The sequence below is a fragment of the Sphingopyxis sp. genome, assembly GCF_035250425.1.
Classification (GTDB): Bacteria; Pseudomonadota; Alphaproteobacteria; order Sphingomonadales; family Sphingomonadaceae; genus Sphingopyxis.
In genome coordinates this window covers 1-18701 of record NZ_DATFFD010000126.1, presented here as the reverse complement: position 1 = coordinate 18701, position 18701 = coordinate 1, and the positions used below count along the sequence as shown (strand labels likewise).

Here is an 18701-nt window from a genome sequence, read left to right as displayed (position 1 = left end):
GAAGCGACCGCTGCCGCGGCCCCCACGGCCGAGGAAGGCGCCGCTGCTCCGGCTGCGGACGCCGCAGCCCCCGCCCCGTCCGAAGCCAAGAAATAATGCGGCTCGCGCCCGTCCTGCTGGCGGGCGCGCTGGCGCTCGCCGGTTGCAGAAAAAGCGAAACGCCGGCCGAAGCCCCGGCAACGGGCGAGGCCGCCGTTGAAACAGCGGCCGTCGAACCCACCGCGGCGATGGGCGAACAGGTCTTCCGGCGCTGTGTCGCATGTCACACGATCGACAAGGGCGGCGCGAACGGGATCGGCCCCAACCTGCATGGCGTCGCCGGCCGCGCCGTCGCGTCGCACCCCGATTTTTCCTATTCGGGCGCGATGAAGGCCAAGGGCGGCGTCTGGGACGATGCCGCGCTCGACACCTATCTCAAGCAACCGATGATGGCGGTGCCGGGCACCCGGATGGCGTTTGCGGGAATTCCCGACGAGGCCGACCGCAAGGCGCTGATCCTGTATCTGGAAGAACAGTCGAAGTGAGCTTCCTTCTCCCTTGATGGAAGAAGGATACGCAGCCTTGCCGCAAAGCGGCTAGGCGCAGTTGGATGAGGGTGACGGTGCGTCTTTGCGCCGTGGCTTTAGGCCGAAATCACACCCCCACCGCTGCGACTAGCCAGCAAGCTGGCAAGTCTCGCCGCCTCCCCCATCAAGGGGGAGGATCGACACTCAGTTCGGATTCTGCACGCTGCCGTAGAAATCCTGGATGATCTTCCACGCCTCTTCGGCGGTTTCGACGAAGTGGAACAGCGACAGGTCGCGCTGGCTGATCACGCCTTCCTCGACCAGCGCGTCGAAATTGACGACGCGGGTCCAGAATTCCTCGCTGAACAGCACGATCGGGATCGGCTTGATCTTGCCGGTCTGGATCAGCGTCAGCAGCTCGAACGTCTCGTCGAACGTCCCGAACCCGCCCGGGAACACGCAGACGGCGCGCGCGCGGAGCAGGAAGTGCATCTTGCGCAGCGCGAAATAGTGGAACTGGAAGCTGAGATCGGGGGTGACGTAGCGGTTCGGCGCCTGCTCGTGCGGCAGCACGATGTTGAGCCCGACCGATTCCTTACCTTCGTCGTTGGCGCCGCGATTCGCGGCCTCCATGATCGACGGCCCGCCGCCCGAACAGACGACGAAGTTGCGGCAGCCGTTCTCGTCGGGCGGCACCTGGCTCGCGATCCGCGCCAGCCCCCGCGCCTCCTCATAATATTTGGCCTTGGCGGCGAGCCGTTCGGCGATCCGCTGCTCCTCGGGCGTGCGCGCCGCGTCGAGCACGGCCTGCGCGGTCTCGGGCGACGGAATGCGCGCCGAGCCATAGATGACGAGCATCGATTCGATCTTCGCCTCGTCGAGCATCAGTTCGGGTTTGAGCAGTTCGAGCTGAAAGCGCACGGGGCGCAAATCTTCGCGCAGCAGGAATTCGGTATCCTGGAACGCCAGCCGATAGGCGGGGCTTTGCGTCTGCGGGGTCGATACCGCCTGTTTGGCGAAATGCGCGTCGTCCTTGGCTTTGTGGAAACGCGAGCGATGGGGTTGTTTGTCTTCTGCCATTAGCGAGCGGCTACCCGTTTCGCATGGCTTTGCCAAGACGCTCGCCATTCCCCTCCCCCTCGATGGGGGAGGCAGCGAGACTTGCCAGCTTGCTGGCTTAGTCGCAGCGGTGGGGGTGCGTTCCCGGCCTCAGGCGGCGGCACGGCGACGCACCGTCACCCTCATCCAACTCCGCCTAGCCGCTTTGCGGCAAGGCTCCATATCCTTCTCCCATCAAGGGAGAAGGAGGCAGGTCAGCGGCAGTAGCCGTTGCCGCTCATGTCGAAGTGAAAATGATTATAATGCGCCGCGTTGTAATCGGGGCCGAGCACGGTCCCGAAGCGGCGGCAGCCCGATTTGTGGAGCGCGCGGAGGAAATCCTGCGACGATTTTTCGCCGGTCCATCCGCCGTCGAGCATGACGCGGCGACCGTCGGCGAGCAGGAAGCCCGATACGTCGATCGCATTCGAAAAGGCGTGCTGCGACATCCGGCCCGACCGGCCGCCATAGATGTTACGGCAGCTGTAGGTTCCGAAGGTCTCGATCTTCACGACCTCCTGCCCGAGATATTTTCGCGCCGCGGGTTTCACCGCATATTGCACCCATGCGGCGAAATTCTTCGCGAGCGGACAGGTCATCGCGCCGAGCCCCGACACCGGGGTGCCGATGTCGAGCAGCTTCACCGAATCGATCGAGGTGCAGCCGCCGCCATGATCCTCATTCGGGAGCGGGGTGAAGCCCACCCCGGCCTGTTTGAGGTCGAAGGCGCATTGCTGCGCCTCGGCGCTGGTGAAGGAGGGCGTTTGGGTGACCTGCGGGCGGTTCGGCTTGCTCGCGGTCGGGCGGTTCCCGCCGCCATTCTTCATCGCCTCGGGCGCGCCGAAACAGGCGGACAGTGCCAGTGCCGCACTGGCGACAACCAATATCCGGAGCTTCAAGAACGCAGGAACCCCCATGACGTCAAAATACCGACGAAATGGTTAATAAGCTGTATAGCTTTTGCTCCACTCGTCGAAAATTTCGCCCGGCCCGTGCAATTTGTTTGACAGTTGCGTGGGCAACCCTAAACGCGGCGCCGGGCCACGCGGTCCCAACGCCGCGCGAGCTCTCTGCAAGGAGAGACTAAAATGACTGAAGTGCCGACGCCTGAATTGCGCCCCGCGCGCCCTTATTTTTCTTCCGGACCCTGCGCCAAGCCGCCGGTCTGGTCCCCCGAGAAACTTGCAACCGAATCGCTCGGCCGCTCGCATCGTGCAAAGATCGGCAAGACGCGTCTCGCCTATTGCATCGACCTGATGCGCGAGATGCTGCAGCTCCCCGATACGCACCGCATCGGCATCGTTCCGGGCAGCGACACCGGCGCCTTTGAAATGGCGATGTGGACGATGCTCGGCGCCCGCCCCGTGACGACGCTCGCTTGGGAGAGCTTCGGCGAGGGCTGGGTCACCGATGCCGCGAAGCAGCTCAAGCTCGATCCGACGGTCATCCGCGCCGATTATGGCCAGCTTCCCGACCTCAGCCAGGTCGACTGGTCGAACGACGTGCTTTTCACCTGGAACGGCACCACGTCGGGCGTCCGCGTCCCGAACGGCGACTGGATCGCCGACGATCGCGGGGGCCTGAGCTTCGCCGACGCGACCAGCGCGGTGTTCGCTTACGACCTGCCGTGGGACAAGATCGACGTCGCGACCTTCAGCTGGCAGAAAGTGCTCGGCGGCGAAGGCGGTCATGGCGTCCTGATCCTCGGTCCGCGCGCGGTCGAACGGCTCGAAATCTACACGCCCGCCTGGCCGCTGCCCAAAGTGTTCCGCCTCGTCAGCAAGGGCGCGCTCGCCGAGGGCGTGTTCAAGGGCGAGACGATCAACACCCCGTCGATGCTCGCGGTCGAGGATGCGATCTTCGCGCTCGAATGGGCGAAGTCGCTCGGCGGCCTCGATGGCCTCAAGGCGCGCAGCGACGCGAACGCCGCGGCGCTCGACAAGATCGTCGAAGAACGCGACTGGCTGAGCCATCTCGCCGCCGATCCGGCCAGCCGGTCGAAGACTTCGGTCTGCCTGTCGGTTGCCGGGGCGGATGAGGGCTTCATCAAGAAGTTCGCCGGGCTGCTCGATGCCGAAGGCGCGGCCTACGACATCGCGGGCTATCGCGACGCGCCTCCGGGGCTCCGCATCTGGTGCGGCGCGACCGTCGACGCCGCCGACGTCGAAGCGCTCGGCCCGTGGCTCGACTGGGCCTACGCCGAACTCCGCAAATAATTTCCATCGTCATTCCCGCGAAAGCGGGAACCCAGTGCTGCCATCGCCAACGCTGGAACTGGGTTCCCGCTTTCGCGGGGATGACGAGAGTAGAGGAATACCGACATGACCGCTCCCAAAGTTCTCATTTCCGATAAAATGGACCCCAAAGCCGCCGCGATCTTCAAGGAGCGCGGCATCGACGTCGACGTCATCACCGGCAAGACCAAGGACGAGCTGATCGCGATGATCGGCGCCTATGACGGCCTCGCGATCCGCTCGGCCACCAAAGTCACCGCCGACGTCCTCGCCGCCGCGACGAAGCTGAAGGTCGTCGGCCGCGCCGGGATCGGCGTCGACAATGTCGACATCCCCGAGGCGTCGAAAAAGGGCGTCATCGTGATGAACACGCCGTTCGGCAACAGCATCACGACCGCCGAACATGCGGTCGCGATGATGTTCGCCCTCGCGCGCCAGATTCCCGAAGCCAACGCCGGAACGCAGGCAGGCAAATGGCCGAAGAACGACTTCATGGGCGTCGAGCTGACCTCGAAAACGCTCGGCCTGATCGGCTGCGGCAATATCGGCAGCATCGTCGCCGAGCGTGCGCTGGGGCTGCGCATGAAGGTTGTCGCGTTCGATCCCTTCCTAACCCCCGAGCGCGCGATCGAGCTTGGCGTCGAAAAGGCCGATCTCGACACCCTGCTCGCCAAGGCCGATTTCATCACGCTGCACACGCCGCTGACCGACCAGACGCGCAACATCCTGTCGGCCGAAAATATCGCCAAGGCGAAGAAGGGCGTGCGGATCATCAACTGCGCGCGCGGCGGGCTGATCGACGAAGCGGCGCTGAAGGACGCGCTCGACAGCGGGCATGTCGCGGGCGCCGCGCTCGACGTGTTCGCGCAGGAGCCGCCGGCGGCCGATCATCCGCTGTTCAGCGCGCCGAACTTCATCTGCACCCCGCACCTCGGCGCATCGACCGACGAAGCGCAGGTCAATGTCGCCATCCAGGTCGCCGAGCAGATCAGCGACTATCTGCTGACCGGCGGCATCACCAACGCGCTCAACGTCCCCAGCCTGTCGGCCGAGGAAGCGCCGAAGCTGCGCCCCTATATGAGCCTCGCCGAAAAGCTCGGTAGCCTCGTCGGCCAGCTCGCGCACGACAATCTCACCACCATCTCGGTCGAAGTCGAGGGTGCCGCCGCCGAACTCAACCTCAAGCCGATCACCGCCGCGGTGCTCACCGGCCTGATGCGCCGCTACTCGGACGCGGTGAACATGGTCAACGCCCCGCACCTCGCGCGCGAGCGCGGACTCGACGTGCGCGAGGTGCGCCACGACCGCGACGGCGATTACCACACGCTGGTCCGCGTCACCGTGGCGACCAGCGACGGCGACCGTTCGGTCGCGGGCACACTGTTCAGCAACGGCGACCCGCGCCTCGTCGAGATGTTCGGCATCAAGGTCGAGGCCGATCTCGACGGTCATATGCTCTACATCGTCAACGAGGACGCGCCGGGCTTTATCGGCCGCATCGGCACCGCGCTCGGCGAAGCCGGGCTCAACATCGGCACCTTCCACCTCGGCCGCCGCGCCGCGGGGGGCGAAGCGGTGCTGCTGCTCAGCCTCGACTCGCCGATGCCTGAGCCTTTGCTGTGGCAGCTTTGTCAGCTGCCCGGTGTGAAGACGGTGAAGGGTTTGAAGTTCTGATCACCTGATCCCCTCCCGCTTGCGGGAGGGGCAGCGAGACTTGCGAGCGTGCTCGCTAGTCGCAGCGGGTGGGCATTGCGACGTCGCTGCCCACCCCTAGCCTGCGGGAGGGGGACTATATTGAACTCCCGCCCGCTCCCGCCTAAGGCCGCACCCATGACCAAGGCCCCTGCCCTGCTGCCCGAAGGGCTGCGCGATCGCCTCCCCCGACAGGCGGAAGCCGCATCGCGCGTGACCCGCGCGCTCGTCGATGCGATGCGCGCGCATGGTTATGGCCGCGTCTCGCCGCCGCTCGCCGAGTTCCGCGAAACATTGGGCGGCGATGACGAGCGCTCGACGCGTGACCTGCTCCGCTTCACCGATCCGGTGTCGCAGCGCACGCTCGCGCTCCGCCCCGATATCACGCGGCAGGTCGGCCGCATCGCGACATCGCTGCTCGCCAAGGCACCGCGCCCGCTGCGCCTCTGTTACGCCGGACAGGTCGTAAAACTCAGGGCGAGCCAGCTCCGCCCCGCGCGCGAAATGCTGCAAGTCGGCGCCGAACTGATCGGCAGCGACAGCGTCGCCGCGGCGCGCGAGATCGTCAGCGTCGCGATCGACGCGCTCGAATCGGCGGGAATCGGCCCCGTTACCCTCGACTTCACCCTGCCCGACGTCGTCGATCTGCTCGCGGGCGGGCCTTTGCCGGTCGATACCGACCTCCAGCAACTCCGCGACGAACTTGATGCCAAGGACGCCGGCGCGCTGACGCGGATCGGCGCCGAAGCCTATCTGCCGCTGCTCCGCGCGACCGGCCCGTTCGACCAGGCGATCGCCGATTTGCGCGCGTTCGATACCACGGGCGTTCTCACCGCGCGCATCGACGCGCTCGAAGCCATCGCGGCGCCGGTGCGCGGGCGCGTCACGTTGACGCTCGATCCGACCGAACGCCACGGCTTCGCCTATCAAAGCTGGTTCGGCTTCCAGATTTTCGTCCCCGGACAGGGCGATGCGGTCGGCCGCGGCGGTGGATACTCGATCCCCGTTGGCGAACAGGAAGAATCGGCCGTCGGCTTCTCGCTCTATCCCGACCCGCTGATCGACGCGGGTCTCGGCGCCGAGGACGATGCCGACCGCCGCATCTTCCTGCCGCTCGGCCACGATCCGGCGCTGGCGGCGAGCCTGCGCGCCGACGATTGGCAGACGGTCGCAGCGCTGTCCGAAAGCGACGATGCGCGGGCGCTTGGTTGCGGATGGCGGCTTGGGCCCGATGGGCCGCTCGAGGCGTAACGCTGCGCAATAAATAGCGTGCTCCCGCGAAGGCGGGAGCCTATCACCAGTCGGTGCTATTTTGAGGCGGCGGGAGATGGGTCCCCGTCTTCGCGGGGACACGCTGCTTTTTATCGAGGCATGGCTTCAGAAATCCGAAACCCCGAACCGCGGAATACCCCGATTCACCCCCGGCGGGTCGAGCACCGTCACATCGAGCTCGACCGGCTCGCCGATCCAATGCGCCAGCGTCGTGTGATCGGCGAGATCATCGTCGGTCAGCGGATGCACCAACGCGCGTAGCCCCGTCGCCTCGATCGTCGCGACCACCGCCGGAACCGCCGCGCCGAGAAAATGCACCTCATATTGCGCGATCGGATGCGGCCCTGCCGCCCCATCGGTCATGTCGCCAACGAACAGGATGGCCGAGTCGCGGCTAAACCCGTCGCGCAGTTCGGTCGCGGCGGCGCGCTCCGCATCGTCGAAATAGATATGGGCGTGATAGGGGGCGTCGGGTTCGATCATCGCGGGCATCCTTCTTTCCGCCTCGCTACCCTGCCAAAAAGAGCGACGCAACCGCGCCGCCACCCTTGCCTCTGCGGCCAAATCCGCTAAGGCCGCGCCGGGCCGACGTTGGTCGTTTTGGGGCCTAGTTCAGCAGGACATTGTCATGGCAAATGTTACCGTCATCGGGTCGCAATGGGGCGACGAGGGCAAGGGCAAGATCGTCGACTGGCTCGCCAGCCGCGCCGACGCCGTGGTCCGCTTCCAGGGCGGTCACAACGCCGGCCATACGCTCGTCGTCGGCGAACAGGTGTACAAGCTGTCGCTGCTTCCCTCGGGCATCGTCACCGGCACATTGTCGATCATCGGCAACGGCGTCGTGCTCGACCCGTGGGCGCTGCGCGACGAGATCACCAAGCTGCGCGGCCAGGGCGTCGGCATCAACCCCGAAAATTTCGCGATCGCCGACAATTGCGCGCTGATCCTGCCCTTCCACCGCGACCTCGATGCGCTGCGCGAAACCGCCGCGGGCGCGGGCAAGATCGGCACCACCGGGCGCGGCATCGGCCCCGCCTATGAGGACAAGGTCGGCCGCCGCGCGATCCGCGTCTGCGACCTTGCCCATCTCGACAAGCTCGAACCCCAGCTCGACCGCCTGACCGCGCATCACGACGCGCTGCGCGCCGGCTTCGGCGAGCCGCCGATCGACCGCGAACGCCTGATCGCCGACCTCACCGAAATCGCCGACTATGTCCTCGAATATGCGCAGCCGGTATGGAAGCGCCTGAAGAAGGTCCGTAAGGCGGGCGCGCGCATCCTGTTCGAGGGCGCGCAGGGCGTGCTGCTCGACGTCGATCACGGCACCTATCCCTTCGTCACCAGCTCGAACACCGTCAGCGGCACCGCCGCGAGCGGCTCGGGCCTCGGCCCCTCAGCGGTCGGCTTCGTGCTCGGCATCGCCAAGGCCTATACGACGCGCGTCGGCAGCGGCCCCTTCCCGACCGAACTCGAGGACGAAATCGGCCAAAAGCTTGGCGAACGCGGGCATGAATTCGGCACCGTTACCGGGCGCAAGCGCCGCTGCGGCTGGTTCGACGCGGTGCTCGTGCGCCAGAGCTGCGCGGTGTCGGGCGTCACCGGCATCGCGCTGACCAAGCTCGACGTGCTCGACGGTTTCGACACCATCCGCATCTGCACCGGTTATCGCCTCCGCGGCAAGATCCTCGACTATTTCCCCGCGCACTCGGCCGACCAGGCCGAGGTTGAGCCGATTTACGAGGAAATGGACGGCTGGCACGAATCGACCGCGGGCGCGCGCAGCTATGCCGACCTGCCCGCACAGGCGATCAAATATATCCAGCGCGTGCAGGAATTGATCGAAACCCCGATCGCGCTCGTGTCGACCAGCCCCGAACGCGAGGACACGATCCTGATCCGCGACCCGTTCAGCGACTGACATTCATCTGAGCCGCAGCCCTGCGACGGGTCGGAGTTGCGGTCAGAAGAATGATTTCGCGCAAAGAATGCAAAGATGCTGCGCGATCCCGCGAAGCGGGTTCATCCATCAGTGGCGCGGCGGCCGCAGCGAAGCTGAGAAATAGGGTCTATCGGCCCCGAGTAACCCCTTTGCGTTCTTTGCGCCTTTGCGCGAAACAAAAAATCCGGCCCTATCCGCCCAAACTCCGCTCCGTTCAGCAACCAACGCCCTTCCGCACCACCCCACTTCGTGGCACATAACGGCCATGCCCCGCCATATCCTCGTCTTCTATGGCAGCTATCGCCGCGACCGGCAGGGGATCAAACTCGCCCGCTGGATCGTCGATGCGATCGCGGCGCGCGGCGACGGCGCCGAGCTGATCGACGCCAAGGCGGTGGGCCTCCCGATGCTCGACCGCATGTACAAGGAATATGCGAAAGACGAAGCGCCCGCAGCAATGGCGGAACTCGCGGACAAGATCCGCGCCGCCGACGGCTTTCTCTTCGTCGCCGGCGAATATAATTGGGGACCGCAGCCAGGGCTCAAGAACCTGACCGACCATTATCTCGAGGAATGGTTCTGGCGGCCCGCCGCAATCGCCTGCTACTCGGGCGGCTCGTTCGCCGGGGTGCGCGCGATGATGGGCTGGCGCGATATATTGGGCGAGATGGGGATGGCGGTGATCTCCTCGATCCTGCCCGTCGCGCGCATCAGCCGCGCGTTCGGTGCCGATGGCAAGCCGACGGGCGAGGATGGCGCAAGGCTCGAAAAGGCCTTCCCACGCTTCGCCGACGACCTCAATTGGTGGATCGACGCAGCCAAGACGCAGCGCGCCAAACAGGAGCCGCCTTATTAACGCAATGACGGGACGCTACCCCGACTTGAGTTCGGTCTTCAGCCGCAGGCTCGCGCGCCAGAAGAAGAAGGCCGGGATCAGCCCAAGCCACGCCGCGCCGTAAAGCACCCAGCGGACGCTTTCCTGCCCCGCCACCGGCTGGAGCGCGTCGGACAGCACGCCGAACAGGAACGGCCCGAGCCCAAGCCCGATCAGATTCTGACCGAACAGCATGATCGATGCCGCAACGGCGCGGGCGCGCGGCTGGACCAGCCCCTGCACACAGCCATAGGCGGGGCCGTAATAGGCGGCGTTCAGCATCGTGGGCAGGACGAGCAACGCAACTGCGATCCGCCAATCCTCCATCACATAGCCAAGGAACAGCACCGGCGCCGCGACCGCCATGCCATAGGCGGGAAAGGTCAGGATGTGCCGCTTGTCGCGCGCGCCGAACGTGTCGGCAAGCTTGCCGCCGAGCCAGGTGCCGATCACCCCCGCCACGCCCAGCACGACCGCCATAGACAGACCCGCCTCGGTCGTCGACAGGCCGTGGCTGCGGATGAAGAAGCTGATCGTCCACAGCCCCTTGCCATAGCCGAGGAAGGCGGTGACCGATGCGGCGATCAGGATGTAGACATAGGCGCGCGAGGCGAATATCTCGCGCAGCGCCTCGCCGGTCGACAGCGGCACCGTCGCCGCCGCCGCGGCTTCGGCGGTCCGGCTGTGCCTCGGTTCGCGCATCACGAACAACACGACCGATGCAAGCAGCAAGCCCGGCGCGCCGACGAGCATCAACGCGATGCGCCAGCCATAGAGGTCGTTGACGATCCCGCCGATGATCAGCCCGAGCAGCGACCCGATCGGTACGCCAAGCCCATAAAATGCGATCGCCGACGAGCGTTTTTCGGGCGCCACGCTGTCCGAAATCAGCGAATGCGCCGCGGGGGTGCACCCCGCCTCGCCGACCCCGACGCCGATGCGCGCGAACAGCAATTGGACGAAATTCTGCGCGAGACCGCACACCGCGGTCATCGCCGACCAGACCGCGAGCGCGAGCGAGATCAGCCGCACCCGGTTCGTCCCTTGCTTGTCGGCATGGCGCGCGATCGGGATGCCGAGCAAAGCATAGAAGACTGCAAAGGCCGGCCCCGCGAGGAGCCCCAGCTCGGTATCGGACAAGCCCAGGTCGGTCTTGATCGGCTCGGCGAGGATATTGACGATCTGCCGGTCAAGGAAATTGAAGATATAGACGATCAGCAGGATCCACAGCATCGTCCGGGTTTGCGCGGAAATGCCGTCGGCTGACGGCGAAGCGATACCCCGGGCCTGTGCGGCTTTCTCAGTCATTATTATCTCCCGTCGCCAAGGGAGCAGACGCGGGGGACGGGTGTCAACGCCATTGCGGTATGCCGAAAATGTTCGCTTGCAATTGCCGCTACGGCTGCCAGCCTGCAGCCTATGCAAAAAATTTCGCTGCTCGGCGCCGCCGCCTTTCTCGCAATCGTCCCCGTCGCCGCGATGCCGCCGCCACTCCCCGAACTCGAGGGCAAGGACGCGGCAAGTCTGCAGGCCGAAATGACCGAGCGCCGGATCAACAGCGACGTCATCACCGCCGTCTATCTGGACCGCATCCGGATGGTCGACGACAATGGGCCGAAACTGGACGCGGTCATCGCAACCTTTCCCGATGCGACGTCCCGGGCCTTCGGGCTCGACCAGGAACGCAAGGCGGGCAAGGCGCGCGGCCCGCTCCACGGCATCCCCATCTTGCTCAAGGACAATATCGAGGCCGCGGGGCCGCTTCCCACGACCGCGGGCTCGCTCGCGCTCAAGAACAATGTGACGAATCGCGATGCGCCGCTGGTGGCGCGGCTGCGCGATGCGGGCGCGATCATCCTCGGCAAGACGAATCTCAGCGAATGGGCCAATATCCGTTCGGACAATTCGACGAGCGGGTGGAGCGCGATTGGCGGGCTGACGAAGAATCCGCATGCGCTCGACCGCAACAGCTGCGGCTCGTCGTCGGGCAGCGCCGCGGCGGTCGCCGCCAGCCTCGCGCCGCTCGCGATCGGCACCGAAACCGACGGATCGATCACCTGCCCCGCCGGGATCAACGGGATCGTCGGCTTCAAGCCCAGCGTCGGGCTGGTCAGCCGCACGTATATCGTCCCGATCAGCCACAGCCAGGACACCGCCGGCCCGATGACGCTGACCGTGCGCGACGCCGCCGCGGTGATGAGCGTGATCGCCGGCAGCGACCCCGCCGACCCCGCGACCGCCGAGGCCGATACGCGCAAGGCCGACTATGTCGCCGCGCTCTCACCCGACGCGCTCAAGGGCAAGCGCATCGGCGTGCTGCGCGACCGTATCGGGGACCGCGCCGATATCGCGGCGCTGCTCGACGCCGCGCTCACGCAGATGACCGACCTCGACGCGACGGTCGTCGACATCGCCGACAGCCGCAAGGGGCTCGAGGAACTGGGCGCCGCCGAGTTCGAAATATTGATGACCGAGCTCAAGGCCGACATCGCCGCCTATCTCGCGGGCCTGCCCACCAAGGACGGCCCGAAAACGCTCGCCGACCTGATCGCCTTCAACAAGGCGAACCCCGAGGAACTCAAATGGTTCGACCAGTCGCTGTTCGAGCTCGCCGAGACCAAGGGCGGCCTCGACAGCCCCGCCTATGTCGCCGCGACAGCCAAGGCGGCGCGGCTGGCCGGGCCCGGGGGCATCGACCGGCTGCTCGCGGCGCACAAGGTCGACCTCTTGATCGGCGTCACGAACGGCCCCGCCTGGACCAGCGACCTCGTCAACGGCGATCACTACAACGGCCCCAGCGCCAGCCAGCTCCCCGCGGTGGCCGGCTATCCGCACCTGACCGTGCCGATGGGGGCGGTCGAGGGGCTGCCGATCGGCCTCTCATTCATCGGCGCCAAGTGGAGCGACGCCGACATATTGGCCGCAGGCTATGCCTATGAACAGGCGAGCCGGAAGCGCGTGGCGCCAACCTATCGGGCGAGCGTGACGCCCTGATCACCTACCATTGCCGCTCGATGCGAACGGAGTTGAGACGATTGGCTAGCGCCGGTCACGGCGGCGCTTCCAGCCCATTTCCTCGAGTTCGAGCAATTCCATCGGCACATGGATCGCGCGCACCGCCAGCCGCACCTCGACAAGGAAGAGGATCAGCGAGACGAGCAGCAAAAGCATCGCGACCGCAAAGGCCCATGACGCCGCGACGCCGAGGTTGATGCCGGTAAAGGCCTGCGTGAACAGCAGCGCGACGAGCACGCAGACGACGATCCCGCACGCCACCGCGGAAAGGATCGAGTTGTTGATGATCCCCATCCGTCGGTCGGCGATACGCAACTCGGCGACGATGCGCTCATGCTCGACGCCTTCGGTCTCGGACCAGCGCTCCATCAGGTTGCGCGAGCGGTCGACGACGCGCGCGAGGCGCCCCGCGATGACGTTGAGCAGGCTGCCGGTCGCGACCAGCAGGAACACCGGCGTGACCGACAGCTGGATCGTCTGCGCAATCGCGCCGGCGTCGAGACTCATCATCCCTCGGCGGCAACCGAAGGCGTATTCACGCCATGCATCGCGAGGAACTTGCGGATGTTGCGCGCCGCCTGGCGGATGCGCTGCTCATTTTCGACCATCGCGATGCGGACATAGCCTTCGCCGTCCTCGCCATAACCGACGCCCGGCGCGACCGCGACTTTCGCATGGGTCAGCAATTGCTTCGAAAACTCGAGGCTGCCCATCTCCTTGAGCGCGGGGGGCAGCGGTGCCCAGGCGAACATCGACGCCTTGGGGCTCGGGATGTCCCAGCCGGCGCGGCCGAAGCTTTCGACCATCACGTCGCGGCGCTTCTGATAAAGCTCGCGGTTCTTCGCGACGATATCCTGCGGGCCATTGAGTGCGGCACATGCGGCAGCCTGAATCGGCGTGAAGGCGCCATAATCGAGGTAGGATTTGACGCGCGTCATCGCCGCGATCAGACGCTTGTTGCCGACCGCGAAGCCCATGCGCCATCCCGCCATCGAATAGGTTTTCGACATCGAGGTGAACTCGATCGCGACGTCCTTCGCGCCGGGCACCTGCAGGATCGAAGGCGTCGGATTGCCGTCGTAATAAAGCTCGGAATAGGCGAGGTCCGACAGGATCCACACCTTATTCTCCTTCGCCCACGCGACGAGGCGCTCGTAAAAGGCGAGGTCGACGGCTTCGGCGGTCGGGTTCGACGGATAGTTTACGACGAGGATCGACGGACGCGGCACGGTGAACGCCATCGCGCGGTCGAGCGCGCGCCAGTAATTCTCGTCGGGCGTCGTCGGCACGCTGCGGATCGTCGCACCGGCGATGATGAAGCCGAAGGTGTGGATCGGATAGCTCGGGTTCGGGGCGAGCACGACGTCGCCGGGGCCGGTGATCGCCGTCGCAAGGCTCGCGAGCCCTTCCTTCGACCCCATCGTCACCACGACCTCGGTTTCGGGGTCGAGTTCGACGTTGAAGCGGCGCGCGTAATAATTGGCCTGCGCGCGGCGGAGCCCCGGAATGCCCTTCGACTGCGAATAGCCGTGCGCGTCGGGCTTCATCGCGACTTCGCACAATTTCTCGATCACATGCGCGGGCGGCGGCAGATCGGGGTTGCCCATCCCCAGGTCGATGATGTCTTCCCCCGCGGCGCGGGCGGCCGCACGCATCGCATTGACTTCGGCGATGACATAGGGCGGCAGGCGCTTGATGCGATAGAATTCATCTTCGGACATGGGAAACTAGAACAACTCCTTTACGTATGCGTTTGGATTGACGCGCGCGGCAATCTCGCCAGCCGCGCCGCGGCTTGTTATAGGCATAATATCCGCACTGGCCAGCAGGAACGAGCATGAACGATACGGGCAAGGACGACACGATCGAAACGCCGAATCCCTTCATGCCATCCCCCGACGACATGCAGCATTGGGCGAGCGTGATCGGCCGCGCGCAGCAGATGATGCTCGAATATGCACTGGGTCAGGCGAACGACGGCAACGCCAGTGCCGCGGCGCTGTTCGACCCGGCCAAATGGATCGACAATCCGGCGACGAAGCTGTGGACCGAGCAATCGTCGAAGATGTGGGACCAAGGGGTTGCCTTCTGGACCTCGCTCGCGACCATGAACCCTATGGCCCCTACAATTCCCGACGTCCCCGATGCGGCGGCGAAGGACCGCCGTTTCACCGATGCCGAATGGACCGCCAATCCGGTGTTCGCGATGATCCGCCAGACCTATGGCCTGCTCGCCGAACAGATGCTCGCGACGACGCGGCGGTTCGAGGGGCTCGACCCCGCGGCGCGCGCGAAGATGGAGTTCGCCGCCAAGGCGATGGCCGACGCGATGGCCCCGACCAATCTTGCGCTCACCAATCCCGAAGTGATCAAGCGCGCGGTCGAGACACGCGGCGAAAGCCTGCTCAAGGGCTTGAAGCATATGCTCACCGACCTGTCGCGCGGGCAGCTCAGCCATGTCGATCCCGATGCGTTCGAGGTCGGGGTCAATATCGCGACGACGCCGGGCAAGGTGATCCACGAAACCGACCTGTATCAGCTGATCCAGTACACGCCGACGACGAAGGAGGTGCTCGCCGTCCCGCTCCTCATCTTCCCGCCGTGGATCAACCGCTTTTATATCCTCGACCTCAACCCCGCGAAAAGCTTCGTCGCCTGGGCGGTCGAACAGGGATTGTCGGTGTTCGTCGTGTCGTGGAAGTCGGCCGACGCGTCAATGAGCGAGATCGTCTGGGACGATTATGTAGCGGCGCAGGTCGATGCGATCGACACGGTGCGCGACGCGCTCGACGTTCCCGCGGTCCACACGATCGGCTATTGCGTCGCGGGCACCACGCTCGCCGCGACGCTTGCGATGCTGTCGGCGCGCGGCGAGGCCGACAAGGTGAAGTCGGTGACCTTCTTCACCGCGCAGGTCGATTTCGAACAGGCCGGCGACCTCAAAATGTTCGTCGACGACAGCTATCTGGCGCTGCTCCAGCAGCTCTCGGCGCCGGGCTTCCTCGACGGGCGCTATATGGCGGCGACCTTCAATAGCTTGCGCGGGCGCGACCTCATCTGGAATTATGTCGTCAGCAATTACCTGCTCGGCAACGATTATCCGCCCTTCGACCTGCTTTACTGGAATGGCGACACGACGAACCTGCCCGCGAAATGGCACCGGCAGTATCTGATCGACCTCTATCGCGACAATCGCATGGTGATCCCGAACAGCCTGTCGGTGCTGGGCACGCCGATCGACCTCAGGAAGATCGAGACCCCGGCCTATATCCAGGCGGGGCGCGAGGATCATATCGCGCCGCTCGCCAGCGTGTGGCGGCTGATGGACCATCTGTCGGGACCGAAGCTCTTCCTGCTCGCGGGTTCGGGCCATATTGCGGGGGTGGTCAACCCGCCTGCCGCGGGCAAATATCAATATTGGACCGGCGACAGCAAAGCGGCGACGCTCGACGATTTCCTGGCCAGCGCCACCGAGACCAAGGGCAGCTGGTGGCCGCACTGGATCGGCTGGATTTCGCAGCGGGACAACAGAAAAATCCCGGCTAAGGGCGCTCGCATCCCCGGAAAAGGCGCCAGAAAGGCGATCGAAGACGCTCCCGGCCGCTATGTCAAGCAGCGGTAATATCTAGCGAATATCCTGCCTTCGGGACGCGGCGACAAGAATTTTGTGCACTGCACAAAAATACCCTTGAAATCGCCGCGCCACTCCTATATTGTGCACTGCAACATAGAGGAGTAACACCGATGGCTACCAAGATGGATAGTGCCGAAAAGGCTTTCGAAGCCGCGACGCTGGAAACCCCGGCCAAGCCGGTGGCGACTCCCGCCGCTCCGGCCCCCGCTGCTGCTCCGGCCGTAGCGAAGGCCGAACCGGCCCCCGCACAGATCAAGACGGTAAAGGCAAAAGCCAAGCCGGCCGCGAAGAAGGCTGCCGCCCCCAAGGCGGTTGCCAAGAAGGTCGCTCCCAAGAAGGCGACCGTGAAAATTGCATCCAAGCCCCTTAAGGCCGCGCCGAAGCCGGTCGCAGCCGCCACCAAAGGATTCAAGACCATGAACGACACCGTCAAGAAGTTCGCCGACGAAGCGAAGACCCGCACCGAAGCCCTGACCGCCGATTTCAACGCGAAGGCGAAGGAAGCGATGAGCAAGACCAGCAAGCTTGCTGAAGAAGCCGTCGAATTCAACAAGGCGAACGTCGAAGCGCTCGTCGAAGCCGGCAGGATCGCTGCCAAGGGCATCGAAACGCTCGGCCAGGAAGGCGTGACCTATGCTCGCAAGAGCTTCGAAGACACGACCGCCGCGCTGAAGGGCTACACCGCCGTCAAGACCCCGGCCGACTTCTTCAAGCTCTATGCCGAAAACAGCAAGAAGGCGTTCGACGCCGCTGTTGCGCAGACCTCGAAGACCAGCGAACTCGTCGTCAAGCTGACGAACGAAAGCTTCGCGCCGATCTCGAACCGCGTTTCGGTCATCACTTCGAAGATGAAGGCCGCCTAAGGCGTTTTCACCTTCTTGTCGTTGGCGCGGGCACCCTCCCCCTCCCCTCCCGCCTGCGCCGACACCCCAAGGCCGCTCGCTTCCATGGAAGCGGGCGGTTCTTGTTTTTGCGGCCACCCGATCCGGCTGGCGAACGAGAGGTTAAAATGCGCGCGCGCGCCTCTTGCGCTTCGCCCGCGGCTTGCGATATTCCTGCCCATGATGTTTCCAGTTTCGATCATCCACCCGATCCGCGCGATGGCGGACAAGGACGACGGCTCGCCCGGCACCCCCGGTGTCGGCATCGCGACGCGCACCCGCGCGAAAGCCAAGAAGCCCTCGATGTACAAGGTGCTGCTGCTCAACGACGATTACACGCCGATGGAATTCGTCGTGATGGTGCTCCAGCGCTTCTTCAACATGGACATCGAACAGGCGACGCAGGTGATGCTCCACGTCCACCAGCAGGGCGTCGGCGTGTGCGGCGTGTTCAGCTATGAGGTCGCCGAGACCAAGGTGAACCAGGTCATGGACGCCGCGCGGCAGAACCAGCACCCGCTGCAATGCACGCTGGAGAAGGCCTGACATCATCCCCCTCCCCTAAAGTGGAGGGGTTTTAGTTGGCCGCCCGTCGGACCTGCTCGGCCTTGAGCGCCGACGACGGCTCGCCCTTCAAATCGCCGTAACCGAGTTCAGAACCGCATCCCGGACAGACCGTCGCGGTGCCGACATCGGCGCCGCACGCGCGGTGCACATAGCGGATTGCCGGCCCGCCCTCGGTCTCGCCCGGGGAATAGGCCCAGCGTTCGGCCCAGTTGCGCATCGCGTACAGCACATCGAACAGCGCCTTGCCCTTGTCGGTCAGCCAATAATCGTGGCGTAACGGCCGATCGCTATAGGCGCGCCGTTCGGCGATCCCTTCCGATACCAGCGTCTTGAGCCGTGCCGACACGAGCTGCGGCCTCAGCCCCGTGCCCTCGACCATCAGTTCGAAGCGCCGCCGGCCGAAGAACAGCTCGCGCAGGATCAGCAGGACCGCGCGGTCGCCGAGCAGTTCGGCCGATCGCCCGACGGGGCAAAATGTGTCCGACAGATCCGCGCGTTTGGGCATGCGCCCCTTCCTGTTTTCGTCACCCCGCGAAAGCGGGGATCCAGTTGGCACCCTCGCTTGCCCAAACTGGATTCCCGCTTTTGCGGGAATGACGAGCGAAGGAAAAATCTCTTGTTACTATGATTATCATAGTTACAATCGGACGCAAGAGGAGAGTCGCATGCCCAATCCCGCAGCCGTCATCATCGGAGCCGGAGACGCCACCGGCGGCGCTATCGCCCGCGCTTTCGCCGCCGAGGGGCTCACCGCCTGCGTCAACCGCCGGACCCGCAATGCCGACCAGCTCGAAGCGCTCGCAAAGTCAATCCGGGGCGAAGGACATCAGGCCCGCGCCTTCCCCGGCGACGCCCGGAAAGAAGACGACATGATCGCGCTGTTCGATCAGGTCGAAGCCGAGGTCGGCCCGGTCGAGGTCGCGGTGTTCAACATCGGCGCGAACGTCAATTTCCCGATCGCCGAAACCACCGTGCGCGTTTACACCAAG

At 65.1% G+C, this 18701-nt stretch carries 18 protein-coding genes; 11 read left to right on the top strand and 7 right to left on the bottom strand.

Annotated features, from left to right (window positions below):
* Positions 1 to 95: 95 nt before the first annotated feature.
* The gene (locus VJ811_RS07245) at positions 96 to 524 is read left to right on the top strand and encodes a cytochrome c family protein (RefSeq protein WP_324071583.1); all 429 of its coding nucleotides are present in this window, start codon (positions 96 to 98) and stop codon (positions 522 to 524) included.
* A gap of 186 nt (positions 525 to 710) precedes the next feature.
* On the opposite strand, the gene VJ811_RS07240 is transcribed toward VJ811_RS07245, so the two are convergent.
* Both VJ811_RS07240 and VJ811_RS07235 read right to left on the bottom strand, forming a co-directional pair.
* Positions 711 to 1586 carry an LOG family protein gene (locus VJ811_RS07240; RefSeq protein ID WP_324071582.1) on the bottom strand — a complete coding sequence of 292 codons (876 nt, stop codon included), beginning with the start codon at positions 1584 to 1586 and terminating at the stop codon, positions 711 to 713.
* Positions 1587 to 1819: 233 nt separating this feature from the next.
* The gene (locus VJ811_RS07235) at positions 1820 to 2521 is read right to left on the bottom strand and encodes an extensin family protein (protein WP_324071581.1); all 702 of its coding nucleotides are present in this window, start codon (positions 2519 to 2521) and stop codon (positions 1820 to 1822) included.
* A gap of 171 nt (positions 2522 to 2692) precedes the next feature.
* On the opposite strand from VJ811_RS07235, the gene VJ811_RS07230 reads away from it, so the two are divergent.
* The 3 genes from VJ811_RS07230 (at position 2693) to VJ811_RS07220 (ending at position 6781) form a co-directional block, all read left to right on the top strand.
* Positions 2693 to 3820 (top strand): phosphoserine transaminase, encoded by a 1128-nt coding sequence (locus VJ811_RS07230; protein ID WP_324071580.1) that lies wholly within the window; start codon positions 2693 to 2695, stop codon positions 3818 to 3820.
* A gap of 105 nt (positions 3821 to 3925) precedes the next feature.
* On the top strand, positions 3926 to 5512 hold the full coding sequence (serA, locus tag VJ811_RS07225) for a phosphoglycerate dehydrogenase (RefSeq protein ID WP_324071579.1): 1587 nt from the start codon (positions 3926 to 3928) through the stop codon (positions 5510 to 5512).
* A gap of 156 nt (positions 5513 to 5668) precedes the next feature.
* Entirely contained in the window at positions 5669 to 6781 is a 1113-nt protein-coding gene (locus VJ811_RS07220) for an ATP phosphoribosyltransferase regulatory subunit (protein ID WP_324071578.1), read from the top strand.
* A 126-nt stretch (positions 6782 to 6907) separates the two neighbouring features.
* On the opposite strand, the gene VJ811_RS07215 is transcribed toward VJ811_RS07220, so the two are convergent.
* Positions 6908 to 7285 (bottom strand): DOPA 4,5-dioxygenase family protein, encoded by a 378-nt coding sequence (locus tag VJ811_RS07215; protein WP_324071577.1) that lies wholly within the window; start codon positions 7283 to 7285, stop codon positions 6908 to 6910.
* Between the two features lie 145 nt (positions 7286 to 7430).
* On the opposite strand from VJ811_RS07215, the gene VJ811_RS07210 reads away from it, so the two are divergent.
* A complete protein-coding gene (locus tag VJ811_RS07210) occupies positions 7431 to 8720 on the top strand; it encodes an adenylosuccinate synthase (protein ID WP_324071576.1) in 1290 nt (429 codons plus the stop codon).
* Positions 8721 to 9006: 286 nt separating this feature from the next.
* Positions 9007 to 9597, top strand: coding sequence for an NADPH-dependent FMN reductase (locus VJ811_RS07205; RefSeq protein ID WP_324071575.1), 591 nt, complete (start codon positions 9007 to 9009; stop codon positions 9595 to 9597).
* A gap of 15 nt (positions 9598 to 9612) precedes the next feature.
* On the opposite strand, the gene VJ811_RS07200 is transcribed toward VJ811_RS07205, so the two are convergent.
* A complete protein-coding gene (locus VJ811_RS07200; protein WP_324071574.1) occupies positions 9613 to 10923 on the bottom strand; it encodes an MFS transporter in 1311 nt (436 codons plus the stop codon).
* Positions 10924 to 11034: 111 nt separating this feature from the next.
* On the opposite strand from VJ811_RS07200, the gene VJ811_RS07195 reads away from it, so the two are divergent.
* Positions 11035 to 12609, top strand: a complete 1575-nt coding sequence (locus VJ811_RS07195; protein ID WP_324071573.1) for an amidase — start codon at positions 11035 to 11037, stop codon at positions 12607 to 12609.
* 45 nt (positions 12610 to 12654) lie between these two features.
* Here VJ811_RS07195 and VJ811_RS07190 read toward each other — a convergent pair whose 3' ends face one another.
* Both VJ811_RS07190 and VJ811_RS07185 read right to left on the bottom strand, forming a co-directional pair.
* Positions 12655 to 13140, bottom strand: coding sequence for a DUF2721 domain-containing protein (locus VJ811_RS07190; protein WP_324071572.1), 486 nt, complete (start codon positions 13138 to 13140; stop codon positions 12655 to 12657).
* Complete coding sequence (locus VJ811_RS07185; RefSeq protein ID WP_324071571.1) at positions 13137 to 14351, bottom strand: LL-diaminopimelate aminotransferase; 1215 nt, start codon at positions 14349 to 14351, stop codon at positions 13137 to 13139. Before VJ811_RS07185 ends, VJ811_RS07190 begins: the two co-directional genes overlap by 4 nt.
* Before the next feature lie 116 nt (positions 14352 to 14467).
* On the opposite strand from VJ811_RS07185, the gene VJ811_RS07180 reads away from it, so the two are divergent.
* The 3 genes from VJ811_RS07180 (at position 14468) to clpS (ending at position 17691) form a co-directional block, all read left to right on the top strand.
* Positions 14468 to 16252, top strand: coding sequence for a class I poly(R)-hydroxyalkanoic acid synthase (locus VJ811_RS07180; RefSeq protein WP_324071570.1), 1785 nt, complete (start codon positions 14468 to 14470; stop codon positions 16250 to 16252).
* Positions 16253 to 16374: 122 nt separating this feature from the next.
* On the top strand, positions 16375 to 17127 hold the full coding sequence (locus tag VJ811_RS07175) for a phasin family protein (protein ID WP_324071569.1): 753 nt from the start codon (positions 16375 to 16377) through the stop codon (positions 17125 to 17127).
* Between the two features lie 198 nt (positions 17128 to 17325).
* Positions 17326 to 17691, top strand: a complete 366-nt coding sequence (gene clpS, locus VJ811_RS07170) for an ATP-dependent Clp protease adapter ClpS (protein WP_324071568.1) — start codon at positions 17326 to 17328, stop codon at positions 17689 to 17691.
* Positions 17692 to 17722: 31 nt separating this feature from the next.
* Here the strand turns inward: clpS and VJ811_RS07165 are convergent, their stop codons facing one another.
* Positions 17723 to 18217 (bottom strand): helix-turn-helix domain-containing protein, encoded by a 495-nt coding sequence (locus tag VJ811_RS07165; protein ID WP_324071567.1) that lies wholly within the window; start codon positions 18215 to 18217, stop codon positions 17723 to 17725.
* Between the two features lie 160 nt (positions 18218 to 18377).
* Between VJ811_RS07165 and VJ811_RS07160 the strand changes: the two genes are divergently transcribed.
* Positions 18378 to 18701: SDR family NAD(P)-dependent oxidoreductase (locus VJ811_RS07160; RefSeq protein ID WP_324071566.1), on the top strand; the 324-nt coding region annotated here is incomplete at its 3' end.

Bases quoted from the DNA above. Each gene is read 5' to 3' on its own strand.
- VJ811_RS07245 (WP_324071583.1), top strand. From the start codon at position 96: ATGCGGCTCGCGCCCGTCCTGCTGGCGGGCGCGCTGGCGCTCGCCGGT.
- VJ811_RS07240 (WP_324071582.1), bottom strand. From the start codon at position 1,586: ATGGCAGAAGACAAACAACCCCATCGCTCGCGTTTCCACAAAGCCAAG.
- VJ811_RS07235 (WP_324071581.1), bottom strand. From the start codon at position 2,521: ATGGGGGTTCCTGCGTTCTTGAAGCTCCGGATATTGGTTGTCGCCAGT.
- VJ811_RS07230 (WP_324071580.1), top strand. From the start codon at position 2,693: ATGACTGAAGTGCCGACGCCTGAATTGCGCCCCGCGCGCCCTTATTTT.
- serA (WP_324071579.1), top strand. From the start codon at position 3,926: ATGACCGCTCCCAAAGTTCTCATTTCCGATAAAATGGACCCCAAAGCC.
- VJ811_RS07220 (WP_324071578.1), top strand. From the start codon at position 5,669: ATGACCAAGGCCCCTGCCCTGCTGCCCGAAGGGCTGCGCGATCGCCTC.
- VJ811_RS07215 (WP_324071577.1), bottom strand. From the start codon at position 7,285: ATGATCGAACCCGACGCCCCCTATCACGCCCATATCTATTTCGACGAT.
- VJ811_RS07210 (WP_324071576.1), top strand. From the start codon at position 7,431: ATGGCAAATGTTACCGTCATCGGGTCGCAATGGGGCGACGAGGGCAAG.
- VJ811_RS07205 (WP_324071575.1), top strand. From the start codon at position 9,007: ATGCCCCGCCATATCCTCGTCTTCTATGGCAGCTATCGCCGCGACCGG.
- VJ811_RS07200 (WP_324071574.1), bottom strand. From the start codon at position 10,923: ATGACTGAGAAAGCCGCACAGGCCCGGGGTATCGCTTCGCCGTCAGCC.
- VJ811_RS07195 (WP_324071573.1), top strand. From the start codon at position 11,035: ATGCAAAAAATTTCGCTGCTCGGCGCCGCCGCCTTTCTCGCAATCGTC.
- VJ811_RS07190 (WP_324071572.1), bottom strand. From the start codon at position 13,140: ATGATGAGTCTCGACGCCGGCGCGATTGCGCAGACGATCCAGCTGTCG.
- VJ811_RS07185 (WP_324071571.1), bottom strand. From the start codon at position 14,351: ATGTCCGAAGATGAATTCTATCGCATCAAGCGCCTGCCGCCCTATGTC.
- VJ811_RS07180 (WP_324071570.1), top strand. From the start codon at position 14,468: ATGAACGATACGGGCAAGGACGACACGATCGAAACGCCGAATCCCTTC.
- VJ811_RS07175 (WP_324071569.1), top strand. From the start codon at position 16,375: ATGGCTACCAAGATGGATAGTGCCGAAAAGGCTTTCGAAGCCGCGACG.
- clpS (WP_324071568.1), top strand. From the start codon at position 17,326: ATGATGTTTCCAGTTTCGATCATCCACCCGATCCGCGCGATGGCGGAC.
- VJ811_RS07165 (WP_324071567.1), bottom strand. From the start codon at position 18,217: ATGCCCAAACGCGCGGATCTGTCGGACACATTTTGCCCCGTCGGGCGA.